General features: G+C 64.5%; 20 protein-coding genes. 13 read left to right on the plus strand and 7 right to left on the minus strand.

What is annotated here, in order from left to right:
* The first annotated feature begins 123 nt into the window (after positions 1 to 123).
* The 4 genes from ABLA28_RS04720 to ABLA28_RS04735 all read left to right on the plus strand — a co-directional run bounded on the left by ABLA28_RS04720 (position 124) and on the right by ABLA28_RS04735 (position 4,940).
* Positions 124 to 1,104, plus strand: a complete 981-nt coding sequence (locus tag ABLA28_RS04720) for an ABC transporter substrate-binding protein (protein WP_347712711.1) — start codon at positions 124 to 126, stop codon at positions 1,102 to 1,104.
* Positions 1,101 to 2,840 carry an iron ABC transporter permease gene (locus ABLA28_RS04725; RefSeq protein WP_347712712.1) on the plus strand — a complete coding sequence of 580 codons (1,740 nt, stop codon included), beginning with the start codon at positions 1,101 to 1,103 and terminating at the stop codon, positions 2,838 to 2,840. The genes ABLA28_RS04720 and ABLA28_RS04725 overlap by 4 nt, the downstream gene beginning before the upstream one ends.
* Positions 2,837 to 3,868, plus strand: coding sequence for an ABC transporter ATP-binding protein (locus ABLA28_RS04730; RefSeq protein WP_315100141.1), 1,032 nt, complete (start codon positions 2,837 to 2,839; stop codon positions 3,866 to 3,868). Before ABLA28_RS04725 ends, ABLA28_RS04730 begins: the two co-directional genes overlap by 4 nt.
* 133 nt (positions 3,869 to 4,001) lie before the next feature.
* Positions 4,002 to 4,940, plus strand: coding sequence for a hypothetical protein (locus tag ABLA28_RS04735; protein ID WP_347712713.1), 939 nt, complete (start codon positions 4,002 to 4,004; stop codon positions 4,938 to 4,940).
* 155 nt (positions 4,941 to 5,095) lie between these two features.
* Here ABLA28_RS04735 and ABLA28_RS04740 read toward each other — a convergent pair whose 3' ends face one another.
* Together ABLA28_RS04740 and ABLA28_RS04745 are read right to left on the minus strand one after the other, a co-directional pair.
* A complete protein-coding gene (locus ABLA28_RS04740) occupies positions 5,096 to 6,445 on the minus strand; it encodes an ATP-binding protein (protein WP_347712714.1) in 1,350 nt (449 codons plus the stop codon).
* Positions 6,442 to 7,203 carry a response regulator transcription factor gene (locus ABLA28_RS04745; protein ID WP_347712715.1) on the minus strand — a complete coding sequence of 254 codons (762 nt, stop codon included), beginning with the start codon at positions 7,201 to 7,203 and terminating at the stop codon, positions 6,442 to 6,444. The genes ABLA28_RS04740 and ABLA28_RS04745 overlap by 4 nt, the downstream gene beginning before the upstream one ends.
* 433 nt (positions 7,204 to 7,636) lie before the next feature.
* On the opposite strand from ABLA28_RS04745, the gene ABLA28_RS04750 reads away from it, so the two are divergent.
* The 8 genes from ABLA28_RS04750 (at position 7,637) to ABLA28_RS04785 (ending at position 14,067) form a co-directional block, all read left to right on the plus strand.
* Entirely contained in the window at positions 7,637 to 7,840 is a 204-nt protein-coding gene (locus tag ABLA28_RS04750) for a FeoA domain-containing protein (protein WP_347712725.1), read from the plus strand.
* A 16-nt stretch (positions 7,841 to 7,856) separates the two neighbouring features.
* Complete coding sequence (locus tag ABLA28_RS04755; protein ID WP_347712716.1) at positions 7,857 to 8,108, plus strand: FeoA family protein; 252 nt, start codon at positions 7,857 to 7,859, stop codon at positions 8,106 to 8,108.
* Positions 8,109 to 8,124: 16 nt separating this feature from the next.
* Positions 8,125 to 10,668 (plus strand): ferrous iron transport protein B, encoded by a 2,544-nt coding sequence (gene feoB / locus ABLA28_RS04760; RefSeq protein WP_347712717.1) that lies wholly within the window; start codon positions 8,125 to 8,127, stop codon positions 10,666 to 10,668.
* 105 nt (positions 10,669 to 10,773) lie between these two features.
* Entirely contained in the window at positions 10,774 to 11,109 is a 336-nt protein-coding gene (locus tag ABLA28_RS04765; protein ID WP_299299897.1) for a hypothetical protein, read from the plus strand.
* Positions 11,110 to 11,171: 62 nt separating this feature from the next.
* On the plus strand, positions 11,172 to 11,969 hold the full coding sequence (locus tag ABLA28_RS04770) for a DUF4198 domain-containing protein (RefSeq protein WP_347712718.1): 798 nt from the start codon (positions 11,172 to 11,174) through the stop codon (positions 11,967 to 11,969).
* Between the two features lie 137 nt (positions 11,970 to 12,106).
* On the plus strand, positions 12,107 to 12,271 hold the full coding sequence (locus ABLA28_RS04775) for a FeoB-associated Cys-rich membrane protein (RefSeq protein WP_299299901.1): 165 nt from the start codon (positions 12,107 to 12,109) through the stop codon (positions 12,269 to 12,271).
* Positions 12,272 to 12,353: 82 nt separating this feature from the next.
* Positions 12,354 to 13,166 carry a DUF4198 domain-containing protein gene (locus tag ABLA28_RS04780; protein WP_299299903.1) on the plus strand — a complete coding sequence of 271 codons (813 nt, stop codon included), beginning with the start codon at positions 12,354 to 12,356 and terminating at the stop codon, positions 13,164 to 13,166.
* A 91-nt stretch (positions 13,167 to 13,257) separates the two neighbouring features.
* Positions 13,258 to 14,067 carry a DUF4198 domain-containing protein gene (locus ABLA28_RS04785; protein WP_314716742.1) on the plus strand — a complete coding sequence of 270 codons (810 nt, stop codon included), beginning with the start codon at positions 13,258 to 13,260 and terminating at the stop codon, positions 14,065 to 14,067.
* Between the two features lie 154 nt (positions 14,068 to 14,221).
* Here the strand turns inward: ABLA28_RS04785 and ABLA28_RS04790 are convergent, their stop codons facing one another.
* The 4 genes from ABLA28_RS04790 to hutH form a co-directional block, all read right to left on the minus strand.
* Entirely contained in the window at positions 14,222 to 14,752 is a 531-nt protein-coding gene (locus tag ABLA28_RS04790) for a hypothetical protein (protein ID WP_347712719.1), read from the minus strand.
* 156 nt (positions 14,753 to 14,908) lie between these two features.
* Entirely contained in the window at positions 14,909 to 16,717 is a 1,809-nt protein-coding gene (locus ABLA28_RS04795; RefSeq protein WP_347712720.1) for a phosphodiester glycosidase family protein, read from the minus strand.
* Positions 16,714 to 17,958 (minus strand): imidazolonepropionase, encoded by a 1,245-nt coding sequence (gene hutI, locus ABLA28_RS04800; RefSeq protein WP_347712721.1) that lies wholly within the window; start codon positions 17,956 to 17,958, stop codon positions 16,714 to 16,716. The genes ABLA28_RS04795 and hutI overlap by 4 nt, the downstream gene beginning before the upstream one ends.
* A gap of 176 nt (positions 17,959 to 18,134) precedes the next feature.
* Complete coding sequence (gene hutH / locus ABLA28_RS04805; protein WP_347712722.1) at positions 18,135 to 19,670, minus strand: histidine ammonia-lyase; 1,536 nt, start codon at positions 19,668 to 19,670, stop codon at positions 18,135 to 18,137.
* A 670-nt stretch (positions 19,671 to 20,340) separates the two neighbouring features.
* Here hutH and ABLA28_RS04810 point away from each other — a divergent pair.
* Positions 20,341 to 21,060 carry a formate dehydrogenase accessory sulfurtransferase FdhD gene (locus ABLA28_RS04810; protein ID WP_347712723.1) on the plus strand — a complete coding sequence of 240 codons (720 nt, stop codon included), beginning with the start codon at positions 20,341 to 20,343 and terminating at the stop codon, positions 21,058 to 21,060.
* Positions 21,061 to 21,127: 67 nt separating this feature from the next.
* Here the strand turns inward: ABLA28_RS04810 and ABLA28_RS04815 are convergent.
* Positions 21,128 to 21,690: 4Fe-4S binding protein (locus ABLA28_RS04815; protein ID WP_347712724.1), on the minus strand; the 563-nt coding region annotated here is incomplete at its 5' end.

The following is a 21,690-nucleotide window of genomic DNA, read 5'->3' on the forward strand; positions in this document are numbered from 1 at the left end:
ACACTCGACTAGTCGTCGGCAGCGTCAGATGTGTATAAGAGACAGTCCGTATCCTTTCCGTCCCCCTTCTCCCCAAAGCGATATATAATGACAAGGATGCTTGAAAAACCGGAGGGAAAATTCATGAGACGAACTTTGAACCTCGCCGCGCTGCTGGCGATGACGTTCTGTTTTGCCGTTTCGGCCCAGGCGGAGCCGCTCCTGCTCTACACCTCCCAGCCCGACGGGGACGTCCGGACCCTGGTCGAGGCGTTCGTGGAGAGCTGCCCGGGCGTCGAGGTCCGCGTGTTCCGCTCGGGCACGGAGGAGGTGGTGAGCAAGGTCCTGGCGGAGAAGATGACCGGACGGGTGCAGGCCGACCTCCTTCTGCTCGCCGACGCCGTGACGTTCGAGCGCCTGAAGGCCGAGGGGGTCCTGGCCGTCTACCGCTCCCCCGAGGCGTCCGCGCTGCCCGACTCCGTGCAGGACCCCGACGGGACCTACTGCGGGACGAAGGTGCTCGCCACGGTCCTTCTCTTCAACACGTCCGCGGGAAAGGCCGTCGAGCCCACGTGGAAGGCGCTCCTCGACCCGGAGAACGCCGACAGGGCCATGATCGCGAGCCCGCTCTACTCGGGGGCCGCGGCCTACCAGCTCGGCGTCCTGACCCGTTCGGAGGGCTTCGGCTGGGAGTTTTACGAGGGGATGAAGGCGAACGCCGTGGCGGTCGGCAAGGGCAACGGGAGCATCATCACCGCGGTGGCGGGCGGGGACAGGCTCTTCGGTCCCGTCGTCGACTACATGGCCCGGCGCGCCAAGGCCAAGGGTTCGCCCGTCGACTACGTCTACCCCGCGGAGGGCTCGCCCGTCATCACGGAGCCGGTGGGCATCGTCGCCCGGGAGGAAGTTCGCGGCGAGGCGAAGCGCTTCGTGGACTTTCTCCTCTCCGAAAAGGGACAGGCGCTCTTCTCCGGGATGGGGTACGTCCCCGTGCGCCGCGGCGTCCCCGTCCCCGACGGGCTGCTCGGCATCGACCAGGTGACGGTCCTGAGCGCCGACTCCGCCATGCTGATCCGGGAGCGCGAGGGCGACAAGGCCCGGTTCTCGGAGCTCTTCGGCTATTGAGGACGGCCTTGCTCGAGTACGCCCTGCGGGAGGGCCGGGGACGCTTTTCGCTGCGACGTTTTCCCGGCGGATGGAGCGTTGCCCTCACGCTCCCGCTCTTCTTTTTCTTCGTTCTTCCCTTCCTGCGCCTCTTCTGGCTGAGCGTGTGGAGCGACGGCGGCCCGACCCTGGGACTCTACGCGGACCTGGCGGCCTCCGAGCGCGTGCGCGCGGGCATCCTCAACACCATCGGTATCGTCGGGGCCTCGACGCTCCTCGCGTCCTCCGTGGGGCTCGTCCAGGCATGGCTCATCGCCCACACCGACATCCGGGGGAAGAGGATTCTGGAGGGGCTCTTCATCATGCCGTTCGTCATCCCGTCCTACATCACCTCCCTGGCCTGGGCGCGCTTCGCCGGCCCGGGCGGGTTCCTGGCCCAGCTCACGGGGTGGAACGTCCCCTCGGCCTACAGCTGGCAGGGGATCGTCGGGGTCATGGGGATCTGCCACGCGCCCCTGGCCTTCCTGTTCTGCCTGAACGCGCTGCGGAAGGTTCCGCGCGAGGCCGAGTGGGCGGCCCGCTGCTCCGGCGCCGGACCGTGGAGGACCTTCCGGTCCGTCACCGTTCCCTCCGCCCTTCCCGGCATCGTGGGCGGGGCCATGACCGTGCTCCTCGCGGGGCTGGACAACTTCGGGATCCCCGCCTTCCTGGGGGCGCGCAAGAACATCAACGTGCTGAGCACCCTCATCTACCAGGAGGTCGTCGGGTTCGGCCCCTCCGCCTTCGGGCGTGCGGCGGCCCTGTCCATGATGCTGGGCGGGCTCGCCCTCCTGAGCTGCGCCGTACTGTGGCGCTTCCTGCGCCGTGGGGAGGTGCTGGAGAGCCTCGTGCCCGACCGTCAGCCCCGTTGCGAGCTCGGACGCCTCCGGCCCTGGGTCGAGGGGCTGCTCTGGGCCTTCGTCGCGCTGACCTCGCTCCTGCCCCTCGCGTCCATGCTGGCGGCCTCCCTGCTCAGGGCGTGGGGCCTGAGCTTCGCAACGGCAAACCTCTCCCTGGACAACTTCGCCTTCCTCCTTGGCGACCCCAAGGCCCTGGGGGCCCTGGGCAACAGTTTCCGGCTCGCCCTGTTCACGGGGGTGTGCGCGATCTTCATCGGCTCGGCCGTCGCCTGGGGAAGGGTGCGGCGTCCGGGGATCGCGTTCCGGTTCGCCGAGGCGGCCCTCTCGCTGCCGTTCGTCCTGCCCGGGACGGTCTTCGCCCTGGCGATGATCTTGGCGTGGGTGGAGCCCCTGCCGGGCTGGCGCCCCGGGATCTACGGCACCACGACCCTGCTGGCCATCGCCTACGTCGTGCGCTTCAGCGTTCTGCAGTTCCGCGCCAGTGCAAGCGCGCTGCAGCAGGTGGACCGTTCCGTGGAGGAGGCCGCCAGCGTCTGCGGGGCCGGGCGATGGGCCTGTTGGCGCCGCATTCTCATCCCCCTGATCTCCTCCGGGCTCCTCTCCGGTTTCTTCATGACGACGGCCCATGCGCTGACGGAGCTCACGGTCTCCTCCATTCTGGGGGCCCTGGGGGCGGAGACCGTGGGCATGGTGGTTCTGAACTTCGAACAGGCGGGGGACGTCGCCCTCTCCTGCGCCTTTTCGGTGCTCGTCCTGGGGCTTCTCGCCCTTCTGCTCCTGGCGGGGCTGGCGCTGCGCCGGTGGGTGAACCGATATGAGCGAGTGAACCGATATGAAAGAAAGGAAGTCGGCGTATGAGCGTTTTCGTCTCCGTGGTGGAGCTGGAGAAGCGGTTCGGCGGCTGTTCGGCCCTGAACCGCGTGGACGCGGAGTTTCCGGCGGGGAGCTTCACCGCCGTCCTGGGGCCCTCGGGCTGCGGCAAGACGACCCTGCTGCGCCTGCTGGCGGGCTTCGAGAAACCGTCCGCAGGGTCGGTGCTCTTCGACGGCCGCGTCGTCTCCTCGGCCGCTTTCCGCCTTCCGCCGGAGGACCGCGGAGTGGGGATGGTCTTTCAGTCCTTCGCCCTGTGGCCGCACATGACGGTGGCGGAGCACGTCCTCTTCGCCCTGAAGTACCGCGGCCAGGAGGGCGGCCGGGAGGAGGCCCTGAGGCTCCTCCGGCCCCTGGGGCTCGAGGCCCTGGCGGACCGCCGCCCGGCCCAGCTCTCCGGAGGGCAGCGCCAGCGGGTCTCCCTGGCCCGCGCCCTGGCGGGGAGCCCCGGCATCCTGCTGATGGACGAACCGCTCTCGGCCCTCGACGCGGAGCTGAGGATCGAGATGCGTCAGGAGATCGCGTCGCTGCACAGGCGGCACGGCTCGACCTTCGTCTACGTCACCCATGACCAGGAGGAGGCCATGGCCCTGGCGGACAGGGTCGTGGTGATGAACGGCGGCAGAGTGGAGCAGGTCGGCTCCCCGCAGGAGGTCTATATGGCCCCCGCGTCGCCGTTCGTGGCGCGTTTCGTCTCCAAGGCCAACCTGATCCGGGGCCGCTGGGAGGACCGGCTTTTCCGCCCCGAGGGGGCCGAGGGCGGGGCCTTCTGGACATGGCCGGGGAACGCGGACGCCGGGGTGTGGAGGGACGAGGGGGTCTACCCCCTCCGCCCGGAGCAGCTCGCCCTGTCCGACGGCGGGAAGGGGCTACCGGCGGAGGTGGAGCACGTCCAATACCAGGGACGGGAGCTGCACTGCACGCTTCGTTCCGGCGGGGCGATCCTGAAGGCCTACCGCCCCTCGAACAGCCCCGTTCCCCCGGGCCGCCGGGTCTGGATCAATCCGATGCCGTGAGGAAAAGGAACAGTTTGTCGGTTTTTCCATTTCGCTGTTTTGTTATAATGAAGCCGGCATCCGGGCCGAGAGGGGGCGGCTTCGCCTCGAGACGTCGAAGCGAGTCCGGCAGGCCGAAAGGACGGGGAACGGGATGGCGGCGATCGTAAACACGCCCTATGACGATGTGTTCCGCACGCTCCTGAACGATTGCTCTTCGCTCGTTATCCCCCTCGTGAACGAAATTTTTCACGCGTCCTACTCCGGCGACGAGACGGTGGAGTTCTACCCCAACGAGCACTTCATCAACGGACAGGACGGAGAGGAACGGGAGCGCGTCACGGACTCCTGCTTCGGCATACGGGGCGAGCCCCTCAGGAAGTACCATATCGAGTGCCAGAGCACCGCGGACGACAGCATGCTGCTCCGCATGTTCGAGTACGACGCTCAGATTGCCTTGGATGCGGGCGAGGTCGAGGACGGCGTTCTAACGGTGCGTTTTCCCGACTCGGCGGTTCTGTACCTTCGGTGCCGTTCGTCCACGCCGGACGTGATGACCATTCGCATCGAGCTTCCCGGTGGAGGCCTTGCCGCTTACGACATCCCCGTACTGAAGGCCCAGCGTTATTCTCCGGAGGAGATTTTTTCCAAAGGGCTTCTGTTTCTGATCCCCTTCCATATTTTCTCCCACGAAAGCCGGTTCGCGGAGTACGAGAGGGACGAGGGGCTCATGAGGGGGCTGTTGTCCGAGTACGAGGGGATAAAGGACCGGCTCGGGGAACTGGCCGAGTCCGGCAGGCTGACGGAGTACGTGAAGCGGACGATCGAGGAGATGTCCGGCAAGGTTCTGGAGCACATCGCCAGGAAGCACGACAGGGTGAGGGAAGGAGTGAGGTCCGTCATGGGAGGCAAGGTGCTGGAGTACGAGGCCAAGACCATTCTGAACGAGGGCATTGTTTTAGGCAGAACCGAGACAGCGCGGCGGATGTTGGTCCTGAATTTCACGCCGGAGCAGATAAGCCAGGCTACCAAACTATCCCTCGACGAGATCGAAGGACTTAAGCAGGCGAACGATTTTCGTGGCCTGCGATAAACAGGCTGCCAACGAGTGAGACAAAGGTCGACCAGCGACTGCTCCTGTTTAGGGATGCGCAACGCCCCCTCGGCGATAGTGCCGAGGGGGCGTCTTTTGAGCCAATAGATCAATTTAGATCAATATCTTCAGCACCTTTTTGACGGCGATTTTTTTCAGCCTTCTCCTCCCAGAGGCAGCTTCACCGTGAAGCGGCTGCCCTCCCCCAGCCGACTGCTGACCTCTATGGTCCCACCGTGGGCCTCGACCGCAGCCTTCGCGATGGCGAGGCCTATTCCGCGTCCCCCGGTCGCACGGGCGCGTGCCGCGTCCGCCCGGTAGAAACGGTCGAAGACATGGGGAAGGTCCGCCGCGTCGATGCCGGTCCCGGCGTCCTCGACCTCGATGACGGCGCTGCCGTCCCGGGAGCGAAGCCGAACCTCCACCCGCCCCCCGGGCTCCGAATAGCGCAGTGCGTTCGAGAGCAGGTTGTCGATCACGCTGCGGAAGCGTTCCGAATCGACGTTGGCCCGGACGCTCCCCTCGAGACTGCGGCAAAGCGTCACCCCGGACCGGGCGAAAAGCGGCTCCGAGGCATCCAGGACCGTATCCAGAAAGGCGGCCAGGTCCGTGTCCCGAAGGCGGACGGATAGGATCTCTCCCTCGAGCCGCGTCAGCGATTCCACCTCTCCGATCAGGTCGCTCAGACGCTCGATCTCCGCCGCGCAGAGCGCAAGCCGCTCCGGGGTGGCCTCCCAGACGCCATCCGCCACGGCCTCCACCTGAGAGCGCACCACCGTAAGGGGCGTCCTGAGCTCATGGGCGATGTCCGCCATCAGGCGTTTGCGCAGCCGTTCCTGTCCCGCCAGGGAACGCCCCAGCTCCTCCACCCCGCGGGACAGCATGTCCATCTCGCGGATCCCGCTGGGAGGCTCCGGCTCCAGTTCGTACTCCCCACGGCTGATGCGCCGCGCCCGCTCCGCGGCCCGGATCACGGGCCGGCTCAGGCCCCCGGCGACGAAGTAGCCCAACCCGCAGGCCACGACGATCATGGCCGCAGCGCCCACGAGGGCATACAGGGCCATACGGGAGACGAACTCCCGCTCCAGGCGGCTGGACGGAGGGCGTCCGTTCGCGTCCAGGGTCCCAATCCTCCGCCCCTCCAGGCTCAGGGGAATGGAGACGCGGTTTTTCCCCCGCATTCCCCATCCCCGTCCGTGCCCCATGGGCAGGACCCTGTTTCCGACGGAGTCCAGGAGGACGATGTCCGAGGCCATTCCCCCGGCGGAGGAACGCAGGACGTCCATCACACGGCGGGGATTCCAGCTCCCATCCTCGCGATAGAGGGCCTCCAGGGAGGCTCCCAGCTCCTCCAGGTCGGATGCCCTCCTCCGTCCCAGGTAATCCTGAAATCCCGAAAGGCTCAGGTGTCTCACCAGAGCCGGAACGATCACCCCGCTCAGGACCGCCAGCAGAACGTAGAGCAGCATCAGGTGGGCCCGCAGGGAACGCCCCCTCCTTTTCATGAGCGCTCCTCCGGCTCGGAATCGTCGATCCTGTAGCCGAAGCCGTACACGGTACGAATCCATCCATTCTCATGCCCCGGCTCGGCCAGCTTTTTCCTGAGGTTCTTGACGTAGGCGTCCACCGTGCGGTCGAACCCCTCGAAATCGTCGCCCAGGGCCGAACGGATGATGTCGTCCCGCGACCAGGTCCGGACGGGATGCGACGCCAGCGTGGAAAGCACCATGAACTCGCTGCGCGTCACGGGAACCGCAACCCCGTCCTTGCGCACCTCCACCCGCTCCGGGTCTATCTCGATGCGCCCCCCTATCGAGAGGGGCGCACCGCCCCCGCTGACGCCCCTCGCCTCCCGAAGAGGACGGAGATGCGCCCGAACCCTCGCCATCAGGACCCGGGGGCTGAAGGGCTTGCTCACATAATCGTCCGCCCCGGCGTCGAGCCCCGCGACGACGTCGTCCTCGCTGCCCCTGGCCGTCAGCATGATGATGGGCACGGCCGAGCGCACACGGATGCGCCGGCACACCTCCGTGCCGCTCAGCTTCGGCAGCATCAGATCCAGGACCACGAGGTCGGCCCCCTGCTTCTCCCATAAGGACATGGCCGCCTCGCCGTCGGCGGCCCGGAGGGTATCGTACCCCTCGCGCTCGGCATAAGCGGCGACGACCTCCGCAATCGGAGCCTCATCCTCCACGATCAAAAGTCTCAAGACGCCCTCCTCCCCCCCGCGCCGTCCCTCACGGACCGCCGGCATGCGTTTCATGACGTTTCCCTTCTTTTTATAGTAGAACACAAACGAGAAGAAAATGTGATTTTCTCCAAAACGGAGGGATATCGGCCCCAAAACACGACACAATGGAGCGCATAAAGCGATAGACTTTAATTGACCTTAAATGCCCCCTCCTCTCCCCCGCCGCCCTCCGATGCCCTCGATGGGCGGACAGGTTTGTCGCAGGAATATTATTTGCTCAATAAAACATAATTTTAATTAAGAAAAAGCTTCTTCGATAAAAAACGAAGTTTTGTGCCATTTTGAAGTGCGGCATATCTTTCCGAGAAGCCCCCATCAAGAAGTGCCCATTAAAGTTTGTATGCTAAAATGCCCTTGATAATTTTAATATTTTAGGTATGGTATTAAAAACAAATCTTGTGAAGTTCCCAGGAGGGCTCGTATGTTTCCCTTGCTTTCGGCGCCGATGAACACAAAGTTGAAGGTCTTGAAATCGGGGAGCGGCCCCAGGATGTCCAAGCACCTCGAAAGTTTGGGTCTGGGGGAAGGGAGCGTTCTCACCCTTCTGCAGGAGCGGGACGGCGACGTCATCGTCAGGGTGATGGAGGGCGAAAGCTGTCTGGCCCTGGATCAGGAGGTCGCCATGAGCCTGATGGTGGCCGAGGCATGAGGTTGGGTGAGGGACGATGAGCGAGATGACGCTGGCGGATCTGGCCCCGGGGGAGTCGGGGCTGGTCGTGGGAATCGAGGGCAGGGGTATGCTCGCCCAGAGGCTGGTGGACATGGGGCTCTATCCCGGCGTCCTGGCAAAGCTCGTCCGAAGGGCGCCCCTCGGAGACCCGATCGAGGTGGATGCCGAGGGGGCGCTCGTCAACCTGCGCCGGGAGGAAGCCCGTTTCGTGAAAGTAAAAAAATCCGGCAAAGAAGAGAACTCCTGAAGGGGAAAAGTCCTGAATGGGAAAAAAGATCGTAGCCCTGGCGGGCCAGCCGAACTGCGGCAAATCGACCGTCTTCAACAGTCTGACGGGCGCAAAACAATTCGTGGCCAACTATCCCGGCGTGACCGTCGACAAGATGATGGGCTGGTACAAGCGGGACGGCGAGACCGTGGAGGTCGTCGACCTCCCCGGCACCTATAGTCTGACGTCCTACTCACCCGAGGAGCGCGTCTCCCGCGACGTGCTCCTGAAGGAGCCCCTGTCGGCGGTCGTCAACGTCGTGGACGCCGCCAACCTCAAGCGCAGCCTGTACCTGACGCTCCAGCTCCTGGAGATGGAGATTCCCCTCGTCCTCGACCTCAACATGATGGACGTGGCCGAGGGCCTCGACATCTCCGTGGACGTCCCGGCGCTCTCGCGGGAGCTGGGCGTCCCCGTCGTCGCGACGGCCATCACCCACGGGCGCGGGCGCGAGGATCTCTTCGGGGCGATCTCCGATATGTCCCGGTCGAACGCGCGGACGAGCGTTGCCGTGTCCGAGCTCTATCCCGACCTGCAGGACGCCCTGAAGGAGCTGGAGGCGCTGCTGGCCGATTCGTCTTCGTCCGGCGGGGCGTCCCTTCAAGGGACCTTCCCCCTTCCGTGGATTGCCGTCAAGCTGATGGAGGGCGACCCGGAGGTTGCGGCCCTGGTGCGCGAAAGGGCCGGGGACGACGGCGCGGCCCGGGACATTTTGTCCAGGGCGGAGGCCCTGAGGGAGGCGTTCGAGCGCGAGAGGGGCATGAGCGCCGACCTCTACGTCTCCGGTCAGCGCAGCCGAAGGGCCGCGGCCATCGCCAAGCGCTGCGTGTCCAGAAAGAACACGGAGAAGGTCCACGTCTCCGAGCGCATAGACCGGCTGGTCTGCAACAGGTTCTTCGGCCCCGTCTTCCTCCTTTTCGTCATCTACGGATTCTACTATCTTTCCTTCATACAGGGCTACAACCTCACCCACTACACGTGGCCCGTCCTCGCCGGGTTCCGCAGCCTCGCCGAGAGCATCCTTCCCCAGCCCGGAATCATCGAGCTGCCCCTGCTGCGGGAGTTCGTGCTGTGGGTCGTCGACAACCTGAACGCGCTCCTCAACTACATCCCGATCTTCTTCATCCTCTTCGCGCTGATCGCCGTGCTGGAGGACAGCGGCTACATGCCGCGCATCGCGTTCGTCCTGGACCGGATACTGAGCCGTTTCGGCCTTCACGGCCAGTCCACGCTGCCGATGATCTTGGGCGGCGTCGTCCTGGGCGGTTGTTCCGTCCCGGCAGTCATGGCCACCAAGGGCATCCCGGACGAGAAGTCGAAGCTGGCGACGATTTTAACGCTTCCCATGCTCAACTGCCAGGCCAAGCTCCCGCTGTATTTTCTGCTCATCGGCATCTACTTCAACGAGACGGTGCGCCTGCCCCTGCTGGGCGAGGTCAATCAACAGAGCATCGTCATCGTCTTCATCCAGACGATCAGCCTGCTCTTCGTGCTCCCCCTGGCGAAGATCCTCTCCATGACGGTGCTGAGACACAAGGAGACGGCGCCCTTCATCATGGAGATGCCGCCTTACCATATCCCCTCCGTGCGGGGGGTTCTGGGGCGCGCGATCGAACGGATATGGCTCTACATCAGGAAGATCACGACCGTCGTCGCGGCTGTGGCCGTCATCCTCTTCGTCCTGCTCCAGTTCCCCGGACTGACCCCGGAACGGAGGGCCCACTACGAGGCGGAGAAGGACCGGGCCGTCCGGGCCTTTCTCGGCAAGGCCGAGGGCAAGAGGCTGGGCGCGGGGCTCAGGACCGAAAAGGACGTCCTGGACCTGATTCTGTTCCAGCAGGGGTACCGGGATCTGCTCAAATCCGGGGCGTCGGCCGAGGCCAAAAAGGCCTACGGGGCCAGGAATCCCGATTTCTTCGAGATCGTCCAGAACAAAAAGGACCCCGAGGCGAAGGAGCTCGAGAGGGAGCTCAAGAAACTTCTGGCCTTCCGGACCAATGCGTTGACGGCCATCCGCAGGGAACGCATCGACAACAGCCTTCTGGGCAAGATCGGCCGGGCCCTCGAACCGGCCTCGCGGTACGCGGGGTTCAACTGGCGCGTCAACGTCGCCGTGCTCAGCACGCTGGCGGCCAAGGAGAACAGCGTCTCCACCCTGGGCGCCCTCTACATCAAGGAAACGGGTGAGAACGAGGGCGCGGGCGGAGAGAAGAACACGGACACGCTGGAACAGCGCATGAAACGGCAGGAGGGGGACCTTACGCCCCTGCACGCCATGGCCCTGATGCTCTTCATGGTCCTCTGTCCGCCCTGCCTGCCCACGATCATGGCCATCCGGGTCCAGACCGGCTCCACGGGGTGGATGCTCTTCGCCTTCTTCGTCCCCCTGATCCTGGGGCTGCTCGCGGCCGTCCTGGTGTTCACCGGGGGCTCGGCGCTGGGTTTGAGCGGTTTCGAGGCGATGTGGATGTTCTATCTGATCCCCCTGACCCTGACGATCCTTCTGGGGTTGATCCGGACGAGGCGGACCTACAGCTGACCCTTGGAGAACGGCTCCGCCCTCGGCAGTTTTTTCATTTTCGGCAGCCTGCGGTCCGGCGCGGACCGCGTGACTGACATACACATCAAAATGGAGGTTTTCGAGATGAACAGGTTGAACGGTTTGAACAGAAAGCTGCTGCTCTGCGTCGCCGCGGTGTTCGTCGTGGCTCTGGCCGGCGCGGCCCTGGCCCATACCCCGCTCTTCTCCTGCTGGGACAACGGCGACGGGACGCTTTCGTGCGAGGGCGGGTTCTCCGACGGGTCCTCGGCCGCCAACATGCCCATCCGGGTGACCAACGAGAAGGACGAGGTCATCTTCGAGGGCAAGCTGGACGAGGGCGGAGAGCTGACCTTCAAGAAGCCGGAGGGCGTCTTCACCGTCACCTTCGACGGCGGCCCCGGCCACATGCTCTCCGTCAAGAGCAGCGAGATCAAGTAGGTGCGATGAGTACGGGGACGACCGGGGAGATCCCCTCCCAGACAAAAAAGGAGTTCTCTTATATGAAGAAGATTGTCATACTCTCTCTGCTCGTGTTGTTTGCTGCGGCTCTTCCCGCATCCGCCCATTTCCAAATGCTCTATACCCCCGAGACGATCCTGGACAAGGGGGGCGACGTCCCCTTGAAGCTTGTCTTTACGCACCCTTTTGAGGCCGGGCACACGATGGATATGGGAACCCCTCGGGAGTTCTTCGTCGTAAACAAGGAGAAGAGGACCGATCTGCTCAAAACCCTGAAGCCCATTACCTGGACCAGCCTGGAGAACAAGGGCAAGGCCTTCGAGGCCGCCTTCAAGCTCAAGGGCATGGGGGACTACGTCTTTTGCCTGGTTCCCGCTCCATACTACGAGAAGGGTGAGGACGCGTACATTCAGCAGATCACGAAGATGATCGTCAACAACGGCAGTCTTCCCACGGATTGGGACGCCGACATGGGGCTGAAGGCGGAGATCGTTCCGCTGGACAAGCCCTATGCGATCTGGGCCGGCGGGTTGTTCCGCGGCGTCGTGAAGAGCGAGGGCAAACCGGTTCCCTTCGCCGAGATCGAGGTCGAGTTTATGAACCACAAGCCCAACATGAAGGAGAACAACTTCGATAAGGCGGCTGCGGTGAAAGCCCCACATGATGCCTTCGTAACCCTGACGATCAAGGCCGACGCCAACGGGACGTTTGCCTTCGCCATGCCCAGGGCGGGCTGGTGGGGATTTGCCGCGCTGGGCGTCGGCCCCGACAAGGAGTTCGAGGGGAAGGAGCTTTCGCAGGACGCGGTGATCTGGGTCCAGGCCACCGAGATTAAGTAGACGACCAGCTCCCCGGGACTGTGAAGTCCCGGGTGCCGAGTCGGTCACTTACGTCGAAGCGAAGCCAAATGGCTTCGTCTTTGACGCTGATAGGCTGCAGCCTATTGTGAAATGGAATCGTCGGGAGGTTTGTTGTTATGGGCGCACAGGAGATTGTGATCGTCCTGATTGCGGTTGCCGCCGCAGGATACCTGCTTCGCGGATGGGTCGCCTCCGCAAAGCGGGGGACCTGCGGTGGGTGTGGCTGCGGGTGCGGGGATAAGCGCCCCTCCGATAAGCGCCCTTCCACGGAGAAGGGTTAGACGCGGAGGGCGTTCTCCCGCGATGTGTCGTGACGCGTTGCGTCGGTTGTTTTTGGAGAAGGAAAGAAGGAGGAAGAGGTTCATGCGCAAGTTGTTTTCCGTAATGGTTGCAGGAGCGCTTTTTGCGGCTTTCCTCGGCGTCGCGGCCGAGGCCCACGAGTTCTGGGTGAACGCGGACTACAAGGACGGCCTTCTCAAGGCCGACCTGGGCTACGGACACGAGTTTCCCAACCCCGAGGTCATCCCCGACGACCGCACCCACCTCTTCGAGCCCCTGAAGCTGGCCACGCCGGAGGGCATGACGGAGATGGCGCAGACGGGCGACAACTTCCATTACGAGGTCAAGGCGGACCTGAAGAAGGGCGACTACCTGGTGCTCGGCAACTACAAGCCCTCCTTCTGGGCCAAGGGGCCGGAGGGGTGGAAGCAGGGCGACAAGGCCAAGTACAAGGAACTGACGAAGGCCGACGCCACCTACGCCGAGGAGGCGGTGATGTTCGCCAAGCTCGTCCTGAACGTGGACGGCGCAGACGGCAAGGACTTCATCACCAAGCCGGTGGGACAGCGCCTGGAGATGGTGCCACAGGTGAACCCCGCGACGGTGAAGCCGGGAGAGCGTTTCCCCGTGCAGGTGCTGCTCGACGGCAAGCCCGCCAAGACGGCTGAGGTGAAGGCCGTCTATGCAGGCTTTAACGGGGGCGCGAAGGACGGCGACCCCGCCAACGAGTACAAGTGCTTCTGGGGACGCACCAACCTCAACGGTATCATCGAGATCATCCCGGTGAAGGCGGGGTACTGGAACGCCTTCGTGCAGCTGACGGTCCCCTACCCGGACAAGGCCGTCGCCGACGAGACCGTCCTGGTCTCCCGCATGACCTTCTCGATCGCGGAGTAGTGCGTCGTGCGCATCCCCGCTCCCTCGGGAGCGGGGATATTCTCCATCCGCAATGTCGAAAATATCGTAATGATTAAGGAGGGTGCTTTGTATGCGTAAGATCGACAGATTCTTGCTTTCTGCTGCGGCCGTTATTGTCCTGTCGCTGTGTTCCGTCGCCGCCGATGCGCACGAATTCTGGATCAATGCGAAGGCGCCGGAAGGGGGCGTGCTGAAAGCCGACATAGGCTTCGGCCACGGTTTCCCCGACCCGGAGACCATCCCCGAGGACCGGATCGCCGTTTTCGAGCCCCTGAACCTGGTTACGCCCGAGGGGACGACGGCCATGAAGCAGACGGGCTCCGACAACTTCCATTACGAGGTCAATGCGGACCTGAAGAAGGGAAGCTACATCGTGTTTGGAAATTACAAGCCCACTTTCTGGTCCAACGGCCCGGATGGATGGAAGAATGCGGACCGCCTACAGCGTCCTGACGCCACGATCGTCAGGGAGGCCGTGATGTTCGCCAAAACTATCCTGAACGTGGACGGATCGGACGACAAGGACCTCATCACCAAGCCCGTGGGGCAGCGCTTCGAGATCGTCCCGCAGGTGAACCCCGCGACGGTGAAGCCGGGAGGGCGCTTCCCCGTGCAGGTGCTTCTGGAGGGCAAGCCCGTCAAGACGGTGGAGGTGAAGGCCGTCTTCGCCGGATTTGCCGGCAAGACGAAGGATGGCGACCCCGATAACGAGTACAGGGCTTTTTGGGGCCGGACGGACCTCAACGGCATCGTCAACATCATCCCGGCCAAGGCGGGGTATTGGACGGTCAACATCGAGAACAGGGTCCCCTACCCGGACAAGGCCAAGTGCGACGAGTCCGTCCTCGTGGCGTCGCTGACCTTCAACATCGCGGAGTGAGAAACGAAGGACCCAAATCTGCAGAATAACAACGCTGAGGCCCCATGCAGGAGGAGAGCCCGCCGTTCTGGCGGGCTCTCCTCCTGCATGGGGCCTCACAACAAAAAACTGGGCCGCGGCATTGCCGCAGCCCAGCAAGTCGGAACTGTTTCGTTTACTTCTTCTTCCTGACCCTGACCTTGCCGGATTTCTTGGCCGGAGCCGCCTTCTGGGCGGCAGGGGTCTTACCCTGCGCATAGGCCAGCCCCTTGCCGGGGGTCGACTTGGGATCCACCGCAGCGAAGACCTTCTTCCGAGCATCGCTGCTGTTGTCGAAGACCGTGCCGTAAATCTCGTTGCCAAGCATGTCGAAGTGCTTGAGGTACGTCACCGCGAACTGCTTGCCGTCCGGCGTGTACTCGTAGCCGTACTCGGTGAAATAGAGGCTGCCCGCAACCTCCGGAGAGAGGTTGTACTTGGACATCAGCAGGTCTACCGTCTGCTGCTTGACGGAGGTGTTGGTGTAGTACTTCCGCGCGACGGCGAAGGGAACGTTGTCCTTCTTGCCGTAGTCCAGGAGGTACCACTGCATCTTGATGTGATCCGATCCCAGGTTCTTCTGCTTGGCCGCATCCCACGCCAGAGCGGGAGACGAAGCGGCCACAGCCGTTCCCAAAAGCAACGCGCAAAGGAGCCCTTTCTTCATTACAAAAACACGACCCTTCCCCACGGAAAAATAGGATAGCGCACAACCGCATACCCCATGATTTTCGTTATTTTAGCACAGAAAACACAGAGAGGTACAGAGCCCTTCTCCGCATTTTTCACGATCCCCGTGCTGGAGGACGCAGGACGGAGACGGCTACCGCACGCTTCGCGCCCCGATCCCATAGCTGACGGGCCGCTCCTTCCCCCCCGACGGGGAGTTGTAGAGCTTGCCGTCGATCCACAGTTCCGAGGATCCGCCGCCGTCAAGGTTCAGGGCATAGGCCATGTTCATGGAGCTCAGGAGCTCCGCGGCCTCCATCAGGGTGGCGCCCGACGCGTGCAGTCCGTTGCGCCCGTCGATGACCATGAAAATCCAGTTGCCGTCGTTCGTCAGTCCCACGATGGAGCGAGGGTGTCTGAGGTTGACCAGCGAGTTCCCGAACCCCTCGGCATCCACCCGCACCTCGCCCTCGCTGAGGAGGAACGGGCCCGCCTGGACGATGTTCTCCATCTCCCCCCAGGACTCCCCGCCGCCGCCCGTCAGCTCGCTCTGAACCCGCACCGGGGTTCTCGTGCCTGCGGGGAAGATATCCCTCAGAAGGTCCGCGTTGCTCCCGTACCCGGCCAGCACCCAGGTTCCGGGCTCGAGGGGCCCGCCGCTTTCCCGGAGGCCGGCGCTTTTCCCTCCGCGCACCACGACCTCCGAGGCCGGGATGGACGTCACGCTCGGGGTCGACGCCCCGTAGTGCGGCGTGTAGAGCACCAGCGTATCGCCCTTGACGAAACGGTTCACGGCATTCAGGGAGAGGGTCCCCTGGTCCGTCGGGATGGAGCCGCTCCAGGAGACCTCGCCGAAGGCGGCCTCGTTCTTCTTGTTCCAGCCCAGGCAGGTCCGACCCTGATAAGGTGGGTTCACGAGCGCGCCCCGGATGCGGAGCGTCCCGATGGGCAGCCCGCGGTTCCGCCCCGTCACGGAGAAGAAGCCCGCATTGACGGCGGCTCGGACCCTTGCGGTACGGGCCATCTCCGACAGAGGGGCGAGGGCGGAGGAGCCGCCCGGCGCAAGGATCGGCTCCAGCCTGTAGCGGTCGGGGTCCATCGTCAGGGTGGCCCAATAGCGCGGCATGATCTCCGTATCCCGGTTCGTGACCGACGCCAGAATGCGCGCCTTGCGGCCCCGAGAGCGAATCAGATCGAACAGGCGGCGCACCCGGCCGTAGTCCTCCAGAAGCCCGCTGCGCAGGATCCATTCGTAATTCGGCTGGGAGGCCGTCATGTCGAACCCCTTGCCCTTCAGGAAGCGCTGCATCGCCTCGGCCTCCGGTTTGTCGTTGAACCCGTCCGCATAGACCCTCCATTTGGGGATGCCGGTCGAGACGCCGCTTCTGTGGATGTGCAGCGTCATTCCCGCCGCAGGGGAGAGCTTCACGTCCAGCTCGAGGCCGCCGCTCGCCCTGCGGACGGCGGACAGCAGGCTTTGCGCTTCCTTGTCCGTGATCGCGTGTTCGCCCCTGAAGGTCGGGACCCCGGTCCGAATCAGGGGAGGGTCCATGTTCACCGCCACGGCCAGGCAGCCGCGGTCGAGGGCCGACAGGGACTTCACGTCCTTGAAGGGGAGCGAAAGGCCCGACAGGATCCGCGCCTCGACCTCCAGCCCCAGGGCCTGGACGCTCCATCGCAGCGCATCCCGGCGCGTCACCGGCGCGTTCAGCTTGCCGACGGGATCCGTCACCAGTCCGCTCCTCAAAATGAAGGCCGCGCCATCATTTTCCCTGGCGGAGCTCCAGTCCAGACCGCGGGCTTCCAGAAGCTCGGAGAGGAAGACGCCTCGGGCAACGGAGGCCGCCTCAGCCCCCGGACAGAAGGACAGACAAAGCGCCAGACACAGCGCAAGCAGACGGCGCATCCAACTCACCCCCAAAACGGCGGACGGACGGCCGCCCCACGAGATGCGCCCCCTCATGCCACACGCTCTCCCTGTTTCCACACCGACCTTATCGGCCGTGCACCCGAGGCGTAGGCGAAGACGGCGGGCGTCTCGCCGTCCAGGACAAGAAAATCGGCCATCTTGCCCGGCTCCAGGCTTCCGACGTCATGGGCCGCCCCGACCGCCCACGCGGCGTTCAGGGTCGCGCCGGTCAGGGCCTCCTCGGGGGTCAGGCCCATCCCCATGACGGCGAGACTGAGGACGAAGGGCATGGACAAACAGAAGCAGGAACCGGGGTTCAGGTCCGTGGCCAGCGCGACGGGGACCCCCTTTTCCACCATCGTCCGAGCCCGGGCAAAAGGCTTGCGCAGGCTGTAGGCCGTCGCGGGAAGCAGCACCGCCACGACCCCCGACTTCTTCATCGCCTCGATTCCGGCATCGGACGCGGCCAGCAGATGCTCGGCCGAGACGGCGCGAAGCTCGCCGGCCAGGGCGGCGCCGCCCAGGTCATGTACCTCGTCGGCATGCACCTTGAGGTGAAGCCCATGCTCCCGCGCGCACTCCAGGACCCGGCGGCTCTGCTCCACGGAGAACACGCCCTCCTCGCAGAATATGTCGCAGAAGCGAGCGATGCCCTGCTTCGCGACGGCCGGCAGCATTTCCTCACGCAGCAGCGCCACGTAGCCCTCCGGGTCCCCCCGGAACTCCTCCGGCACCGCATGGGCCCCCATGAAGGTGGGGATGACGGTCTGAGGCGTCTCCCTGCCCAGCCGGTCGATGATGCGGAGCATCCGCAGCTCCGTCTTGACGTCCAGACCGTAGCCGCTCTTGATCTCGATCGTCGTGGTCCCGTAGAGGAGGGTGGAGTCCAGGAGGGACCGGGAGAACGCGAACAGCGCCTCGTCCGAGGCCGAACGGACCGCCCGGACGGATGAGAGGATGCCGCCCCCCGCCTGAAGGATCTCGAGGTACGACTTGCCCGCAAGACGCATGGAGAACTCCTCCTCGCGCAGCGCCGCAAAACAGGCGTGGGTGTGCGGGTCGACGAAGCCGGGGACCACCGCGGCCCCTTCAAAATCAAATTCCTGATCCGCCGTGCGCCCCTCCAGGCGTTCCTCGACGTCCCTCATCGCCCCGACGGCGAGGAGCCGGCCGTTCTCCACCAGAAAACAGCCGTCCTCGTAAACGGCCAGCTTCCCCTGTTCATCCCCCACAGCAGGGCGTCCGCCCATCAGGGGCGTATAAATGCGCGCATGTCTGAACAGCTTCAAGGCCACGCCGACAGCTCCTTTCCTCGCAATCATAAATCTTCCACATTATAAAACACTCGAAAATCGAAAGCGCGGGGACCTGTCCCCGCGCCCGAAAAAATTCAGAAGAAATAATCGTGGGGTCCTTCCCGTATCCCCACCATTATATATCCGTTATCTATCCGTCGTATCCGTTTCGCGCCTCAATCCAGAGCCCCGACCGCGGCCTCCGCGGCGTCCAGGACCTCGCCGCCGCGGGTCAGCTCGATGGCCCGATCGATCAGCGGGTACAGGAACTCGTCCTTCCCCAGAAAGGGAATCACGGAGCGGATGCAGGCGTGCGCGGCGCCCGTTCCCTTGCCCGGCTTCAGGTCCTTCAGGCTGAACTCGAGCGCCTGGGCGCCCGTCAGGAGCTCCACGGCCACGACCTTCCGGACGTTGTCCAGGATCGTCGCGGCCTTGCGGGCGGAGTAGCCCCCCATAGAGACGTGGTCCTCCTGATTCGCCGACGTCGGGATGGAATCCACGCAGGACGGGTGGGCCAGCACCTTGTTCTCCGAGACCAGGGAGGCGGAGACGTACTGCGGGATCATGAAGCCGCTGTTCAGACCGCTGCCCTCGATCAGGAAGGGAGGCAGGCCGGAGAGCGAGGCGTCGACCATCCGGGCCTGGCGCCGCTCGGAGATGCTGCCGAACTCGGCCATGGCGATCCCGAAGAAATCCATGGCCAGGGCCAGGGGCTCGCCGTGGAAGTTCCCCCCGCTCAGGGCCTCCCCCTCGTCGGGGAAGATCAGGGGGTTGTCCGTGACGGAGTTGATCTCCGTCTCCAGCACGCCGCGAACATAGGCCAGCGCGTCCCGGCCCGCGCCGTGCACCTGGGGCACGCAGCGCAGCGAGTAGGCGTCCTGGACGCGGTCCTTCTTATAACGCTCGACGATGCCGCTGCCCTCGATCAGGCGGCGCAGGTTCGAGGCCACGGCGTTCTGCCCCCTGAAGGGCCGGAGCGCATGGGTGCGGGCGTCGTAAGCGTAGGGGACGCCGTGAAGCGCCTCCATCGACAGGGCGGCGGCGACGTCCGCCGTGCGGACCAGACGTTCGGCGTCCAACAACGCAAGCGCGCCCACCGCGTTCATGACCGTGGTCCCGTTGTTGAGGGCCAGTCCCTCCTTGGCCCCGAGCGAGACCGGGGCCAGGCCCGCGTCCGACAGGGCCTCCTCGGCCGGGACGATCCTGCCCCGATACTCCGCCATCCCCTCCCCCATGAGGCCGAGAGCCAGATGGGAGAGCGGGCACAGGTCGCCCGAGGCCCCGACCGAACCCTGACAGGGGATGAGGGGATGAATGCCTGCGTTCAGCAGCCCAACAAGGCCGGAGAGCGTCCTGAGGCTGATGCCCGAGTGCCCCCGGCTGAGCGTGTTGATCCGCAGCAGCATGATGGCGCGCGTGACGTCCACGGGGTAGGGCTCGCCGACTCCGCAGGCGTGGCTGCGCAGCAGGTTCTCCTGAAGTGCGGCGCGGTCCTCCCGCGATATCCTCACCGAGGCCAGGTCCCCAAACCCCGTCGTGATGCCGTAGATCACCCGGTCGGACTCCGCCCAGCCCTCCACGAGGGCGGCGGCCCTCCCGACGGCCCGAACCGCGTCCTCTCCAAGGCGCACCGCATCCCCATGCCGCGCGACGCGCACGATGTCGTCCAGCTTCAGTGACAGCCCGTCCAGGGTAATGGTGCGTCCACTCAATCAATATCCCTCCTGAAAAAATCGACATGGGGGCTTCGCCCCCAATCCCCCACGCCGCTATCGTGAGACTGATCGGCCCGCAAGCGAAGCGAGCGGATGGCCGGAAGACTCCCCTCTGGGGATAGCGGCGGCCCCGGCAGGCTTCTTCCCAAAACAGTCAAGCTGGGGTACCACCGGGGGGCTTCATGGATTAAATCGGTTTCCTTAGTATGGGGCTTCGCCCCCACCACGGTCACGGCCTGAAAACATATCATGAATTTTAATGAAAGTTTCTTAATTCAGCAATAGCAACAATCTATCATGAAATCATATCTCATCGGCATCGAAGCGCATCGACGCATGGAAAAACGGGGCAAATGAAATCGAGGACGGCGGGGAGAATTTCCCTCGATCTGCTATAATGGCGTCAGAGACCGAGAACCCCTGCGGTATTCGTGATCGTGATAATGTCTTGAGCCAACGCTCGATTTCCACGAGGATGTATGTCCTTGTCGGGGATGACGACCGAACGTTGACTGAACTGAGACGAGGTAATCCTCACTTTAATGGGAACGGGTCAAGACTTTCAAGACACGGTATTCGCGGGGACCTATTTTTCGAAAAAAGGACCGGTGGGGCCTTACACGGCCTGGCCGGTTTTTTGTTTACGGCGTTACGCAGGGGGGCGGGCATGACGGAGACGAGCGTGAAGGTGCGGGCGACCCGCTGGATGGCCGACGGCCGCTCGGCCGTCGAGGAATCCGTGCTGGAGGAGACCGTGCTGATGGAGCGGGAGTTCTCCCTGCACATCAACGGGCGTGTCGCCTGCCGCCAGGCGTTTCTGCCCGGCGGCGCCCACGAGCTGGCGGTGGGCTGGCTCTGTTCCGAGGGGTATATCGAGCGGGCGGAGGACATCCTGGATATCGAGGCCGACGAGGGGACGGGCAGCGTATCCGTCCGCCTGGCGGAGCCCGTGACGCAGCGGGAGCCGGGGCAGCTGCCGCCCCTCGAGTGGGATCCCGCGACCGTACTGGGACATTCCCGCGCCTTTTTGGAGCGCTCCTCCCTCTTCCGCGAGACGGGCGGCGTCCACTCCGCCCTGATGGTCCGGGGGCCGGAGGCGCTGTGTTTCGCCGAGGACCTGGGGCGCTTCAACGCACTGGACAAGTGCCTGGGCAGGGCGCTGCTGATGGGGACGGTCCCGGGCCGATGCATGCTCTTCACCAGCGGCCGGCTGCCGCTGGGGCTCGTGCTCAAGGTTATCCGCGCGGGCATCCCCATGGTCGTCTCGCGCTCGGCGCCGACCGATGCGGCGCTCGAAGCGGCGTCGCGCTGCCGCCTGCAGGTCGTCGGGTTCGCGCGGGGCGACCGTATGACCCTGTACGGGCATGATCCTGTACGGGATGGATAGGCGACAGCCGGCATGATCCGCCCCCGGCCCTGGGGCCGGGGGCGGGTTTCCGTCCGTTCCTTCAGCGTTACCGTTCGGCCTGCCCCTCCGCTTCGGAGAGCCGTTCCAGCAGGCTCTGGAGCCCCAGCGCCTTGGCCCAGGAGGCCTCCTGAAACTTGCCGTCCACCTTGCGGTACGGTGCGTCCGGCGTCTCGACGTTCAGGAGCTCGGTCGTCAGGCGCCCCTTGAGGCACAGCGGCCGTCCGGGGCCGGGCGGCTGGGCCTTCACCGCAACGCTCTTTCCATTCCTCTTCAAGACCTCGAACGAGCAGCCGTAGTCGCACACGCGGCAGCGCTTGACCTCCTTCGTCAGGTCCCAGGCCCTGCCCTTGTGCGCGGCGCGCCGGTCCGTCAGGGCTCCGACGGGGCAGACGGAGACACAGCGATTGCAGGAGACGCACTTCGACTCCTCCAGCGTCCGATCGTTGTCCGCGACGATGCGCGTTCCGTACCCACGCCCGGCGAAGGCCAGGACCTGGCGCTCCTCCTCCACCTGATAGCAGACCCGGACACACTTGCCACAGAGGATGCACTTGCTGTCGTCCTTGGCGATGTAGGGACTGGAGAGGTCGATGCGGTCGGGCCTGCGGG

It is taken from the genome of uncultured Fretibacterium sp., assembly GCF_963544685.1.
In the GTDB taxonomy this organism is placed as follows: domain Bacteria; phylum Synergistota; class Synergistia; order Synergistales; family Aminobacteriaceae; genus CAJPSE01.

What these genes read in the sequence shown, in the direction of transcription:
- ABLA28_RS04755 (WP_347712716.1), top strand. Translation starts at nt 7,857, where the DNA reads ATGAGCGAGATGACGCTGGCGGATCTGGCCCCGGGGGAGTCGGGGCTG.
- ABLA28_RS04790 (WP_347712719.1), bottom strand. Translation starts at nt 14,752, where the DNA reads ATGAAGAAAGGGCTCCTTTGCGCGTTGCTTTTGGGAACGGCTGTGGCC.
- ABLA28_RS04795 (WP_347712720.1), bottom strand. Translation starts at nt 16,717, where the DNA reads ATGAGGGGGCGCATCTCGTGGGGCGGCCGTCCGTCCGCCGTTTTGGGG.
- ABLA28_RS04735 (WP_347712713.1), top strand. Translation starts at nt 4,002, where the DNA reads ATGGCGGCGATCGTAAACACGCCCTATGACGATGTGTTCCGCACGCTC.
- ABLA28_RS04745 (WP_347712715.1), bottom strand. Translation starts at nt 7,203, where the DNA reads ATGAAACGCATGCCGGCGGTCCGTGAGGGACGGCGCGGGGGGGAGGAG.
- ABLA28_RS04810 (WP_347712723.1), top strand. Translation starts at nt 20,341, where the DNA reads ATGACGGAGACGAGCGTGAAGGTGCGGGCGACCCGCTGGATGGCCGAC.
- ABLA28_RS04765 (WP_299299897.1), top strand. Translation starts at nt 10,774, where the DNA reads ATGAACAGGTTGAACGGTTTGAACAGAAAGCTGCTGCTCTGCGTCGCC.
- feoB (WP_347712717.1), top strand. Translation starts at nt 8,125, where the DNA reads ATGGGAAAAAAGATCGTAGCCCTGGCGGGCCAGCCGAACTGCGGCAAA.
- ABLA28_RS04780 (WP_299299903.1), top strand. Translation starts at nt 12,354, where the DNA reads ATGCGCAAGTTGTTTTCCGTAATGGTTGCAGGAGCGCTTTTTGCGGCT.
- ABLA28_RS04730 (WP_315100141.1), top strand. Translation starts at nt 2,837, where the DNA reads ATGAGCGTTTTCGTCTCCGTGGTGGAGCTGGAGAAGCGGTTCGGCGGC.
- ABLA28_RS04750 (WP_347712725.1), top strand. Translation starts at nt 7,637, where the DNA reads ATGAACACAAAGTTGAAGGTCTTGAAATCGGGGAGCGGCCCCAGGATG.
- ABLA28_RS04720 (WP_347712711.1), top strand. Translation starts at nt 124, where the DNA reads ATGAGACGAACTTTGAACCTCGCCGCGCTGCTGGCGATGACGTTCTGT.
- ABLA28_RS04785 (WP_314716742.1), top strand. Translation starts at nt 13,258, where the DNA reads ATGCGTAAGATCGACAGATTCTTGCTTTCTGCTGCGGCCGTTATTGTC.
- ABLA28_RS04770 (WP_347712718.1), top strand. Translation starts at nt 11,172, where the DNA reads ATGAAGAAGATTGTCATACTCTCTCTGCTCGTGTTGTTTGCTGCGGCT.
- ABLA28_RS04775 (WP_299299901.1), top strand. Translation starts at nt 12,107, where the DNA reads ATGGGCGCACAGGAGATTGTGATCGTCCTGATTGCGGTTGCCGCCGCA.
- ABLA28_RS04740 (WP_347712714.1), bottom strand. Translation starts at nt 6,445, where the DNA reads ATGAAAAGGAGGGGGCGTTCCCTGCGGGCCCACCTGATGCTGCTCTAC.